This window comes from Mycobacterium sp. (assembly GCF_051006775.1).
GTDB lineage: Bacteria > Actinomycetota > Actinomycetes > Mycobacteriales > Mycobacteriaceae > Mycobacterium.
Genome location: NZ_JBPCSX010000019.1, coordinates 1 through 3,024, shown reverse-complemented (window position 1 = coordinate 3,024; position 3,024 = coordinate 1). Strand labels below are relative to the sequence as shown.

Here is a 3,024-nt window from a genome sequence, read left to right as displayed (position 1 = left end):
TCCTCGAACTGGCTCCCGGCCAGCTCAACGAGCTTCCCGAATTCACCCCTCGTGAGGCTCCGCACAGCGACCAGGTGAGCGGTTTCGACGCGATCGACTACGTCGGCAGCTACATGTGGGAAGGCCAGCGCCGGCTCGTCGGCCAGCAGACCATCGTGATCCCCGGCAAGGATGCGCTGTTCGTGCTGCAACTCAACGGTGAGGCTCCCGAGGGGCAGGGCCAGCCGGTTGTCGACGCCGTCAAGCTCATCAACGAGCAGACCAAGATCACCCTCCCGTCCTGATCGCCCGGACCCACACGAGACTTGCGGAGAACGACATGACTGTTATCAAGGCACTGGGCGGTATCAAGGCCTCCGGCCTCATGCTGGCGACGACGCTCGGCGGCATCCTGATGGCCGCCCAGATCGTCACCGCGTCGCCGGCTCAGGCGGTCTGCAACGGGATGACTGACCCCGTCACCGGCCTGTGCTGGACGGGGTCGTCGGCCGGCAGTGGCGTCTCCGGCACCGGGGGGACCTGTCTGCCTGGTCGTCTGGGCCTGTGCCTCGGCGCGCTGCAGAACTCCCAGATTCCCGGGGCGAACCTGCCGAAGAACACCGGTGTCGGGGGACTCCAGTCCTGGCCGTGACGGCTAACCTGCCCGTCGCTTGAGCAGATTGCGGCCGACGGTGATCAGGCCGGGCAGCACCGACAGGAACACGATCAGCAGGATCATCAGTTCCAGATTTCCTTTGACGAACGGCACGTTGCCCAGGAAGTAGCCGAGCAGCGTGACGCCACCGCCCCAGAGCACGCCGCCGACGATGTCGTAGCCCAGGAACAACGGATAGCGCATATACGAGACACCCGCCAGCACCGGGGTGAAGGTTCGCACGATCGGCACGAACCGGGCCAAGATGATCGTCTTGGGACCGTGCTTCTCGAAGAACGCGTGTGACTCGGTCACATAGCGTTTCTTGAAGAAGCGGGAGTCCTCCTTGTCGAACAGTGCCGGGCCGATCCGACGGCCGATGAAATACGCGCACTGATCTCCCAGCACGGCCACCACGGCGACGCATACGACCAGCACCCAGATGTTGACCGGCGGATTCGGGGCGGCGGCCAGCAGACCGCCGGTGAACAGCAGCGAGTCCCCGGGCAGCAGGGGGAACAGCAAGCCGGTCTCGATGAAGACGATGACCAGGATGCCGGGCAGGACCGCTGACGCGAACGGGCCGCCTTCGCCCAGCCAGTACATCGGATCCATGATGCCGGGCAGGGCCAGCAGGGTCGTGGTCATGAGGCCCCAAGATACCCGGCGACCGTGTCTGCCCCGAACGCGTCGAGGTTTGACATACTCACCTGCGGAGACGCACCCGATCATCGGAAGGACCTGACATGCCCATCGCAACACCCGAGGTCTACGCGGAGATGCTGGATCGTGCGAAGGAGCACGCGTTCGCGTTCCCGGCGATCAACTGCGTCGGCTCGGAGAGCCTCAATGCCGCTATCAAGGGATTCGCCGACGCCGGCAGCGACGGCATCATCCAGTTCTCCACCGGCGGCGCCGAGTTCGCTTCCGGTCTGGGTGTGAAGGACATGGTCACCGGCGCGGTGGCGCTGGCCGAGTTCGCCCACGTGGTCGCTGCCAAGTACCCGATCACCGTGGCGTTGCACACCGACCACTGCCCCAAGGACAAGCTCGACACCTATGTGCGGCCGCTGCTGGCGATCTCCGCCGAACGGGTCAAGGCGGGGCGCAATCCGTTATTCCAGTCGCACATGTGGGACGGCTCGGCGGTTCCGATGGGCGAGAACCTGTCGATCGCCCAGGAACTGCTCGCCCACGCCGTGGCCGCCAAGATCATCCTCGAGGTTGAGATCGGCGTCGTGGGTGGCGAGGAGGACGGCGTCGAGGCGGAGATCAACGAGAAGCTTTACACCAGTTCCGAGGACTTCGAGAAGACCGTCGCGGCGCTGGGGGCGGGCGAGAACGGCCGCTATCTGCTCGCCGCGACGTTCGGCAACGTGCACGGCGTCTATAAGCCCGGCAATGTGGTGCTCAAGCCGGAGGTGCTGGCCGAGGGCCAGCGGGTAGCGGCGGCGAAACTTGGTCTGGCAGAAGGCTCCAAGCCGTTCGACTTCGTCTTCCACGGCGGATCGGGCTCGCTGAAATCCGAGATCGAGGACTCACTTCGCTACGGCGTGGTGAAGATGAACGTCGACACCGACACCCAGTACGCCTTCACCCGTCCGCTGGCCGGCCATATGTTCAGCAACTACGACGGTGTGCTCAAGGTCGATGGCGAGGTCGGCAACAAGAAGGTCTACGACCCGCGCAGCTACCTGAAGAAGGCCGAGGCGGGTATGTCCGAGCGCGTCGTGGAAGCATGCAACGACCTGCGCAGCGCCGGCCGGAGTGTCTCCGCGGGCTAGTCAGGACGACTGACAGATCTTCCACTGGTCGTCTTGGAACTGCAGGTCGAAACTGCGGGTCGAGGTGGTCGCCGGATCAGAGGCCAGATACGAGGTGACGTTGGCCTCGGCATGGTCGCCGTTGACCACGACCTCGTCGATGCTGGCGATCACCGGATACTGCTTGGCCGCAGACACCCGGGCATAGGTGTCGGCCCATGCGTCCTGGTCGTAGTTGACGTAGGCGTCCCGGCTCTGACCGCAGGTGATGGAGCGCAGCGTCGAAAGATCACCCTTTCGGATCGCAGCGTCGAAGGTCTCGATGCTGGTGCGCACCGCCTGCTCCCTGGCCTCCCGGGCAGCAGCCTCGCTGTGTTTCATCACGAAGACGCCCATCGCCGCCGCGGCGATCACACCCAGGATGACCATCAGGGCCGGCATCAGCCATCTGGGCCGGCGGCTCAGATGCGGGCGCGGCGGGATGGAACGGGGTCCGGCCGTCCTCGGATTGGCCCCGGTTTGCGCCCCGAAGAACTCCGTCGGGGCATCGGGAACCCGGTCGATGATCTGGGTGAAGCCCGCGTCGAATCCCGGAGCGGTATAACGGCGTTCGCCTGTCAGCGCCTC

At 65.2% G+C, this 3,024-nt stretch carries 5 protein-coding genes; 3 read left to right on the top strand and 2 right to left on the bottom strand.

Annotation, left to right across the window (positions count from 1 at the left end; translation table 11 throughout):
- Positions 1-284 (top strand): LpqN/LpqT family lipoprotein (locus tag ACR2JI_RS01255; RefSeq protein ID WP_526387184.1); only part of this gene is annotated, 284 nt, incomplete at its 5' end.
- 35 nt (positions 285-319) lie between these two features.
- Positions 320-631 (top strand): hypothetical protein, encoded by a 312-nt coding sequence (locus tag ACR2JI_RS01250; protein ID WP_526387182.1) that lies wholly within the window; start codon positions 320-322, stop codon positions 629-631.
- A 3-nt stretch (positions 632-634) separates the two neighbouring features.
- Here the strand turns inward: ACR2JI_RS01250 and ACR2JI_RS01245 are convergent, their stop codons facing one another.
- Positions 635-1,282 (bottom strand): VTT domain-containing protein, encoded by a 648-nt coding sequence (locus ACR2JI_RS01245; RefSeq protein WP_526387180.1) that lies wholly within the window; start codon positions 1,280-1,282, stop codon positions 635-637.
- 98 nt (positions 1,283-1,380) lie between these two features.
- Here ACR2JI_RS01245 and fbaA point away from each other — a divergent pair, with 98 nt between their 5' ends.
- Positions 1,381-2,418, top strand: coding sequence for a class II fructose-bisphosphate aldolase (gene fbaA, locus ACR2JI_RS01240; protein WP_526387178.1), 1,038 nt, complete (start codon positions 1,381-1,383; stop codon positions 2,416-2,418).
- On the opposite strand, the gene ACR2JI_RS01235 is transcribed toward fbaA, so the two are convergent.
- Positions 2,419-3,018, bottom strand: coding sequence for an Rv0361 family membrane protein (locus ACR2JI_RS01235; protein ID WP_526387186.1), 600 nt, complete (start codon positions 3,016-3,018; stop codon positions 2,419-2,421). It lies immediately after the preceding gene.
- Positions 3,019-3,024 lie beyond the last annotated feature (6 nt).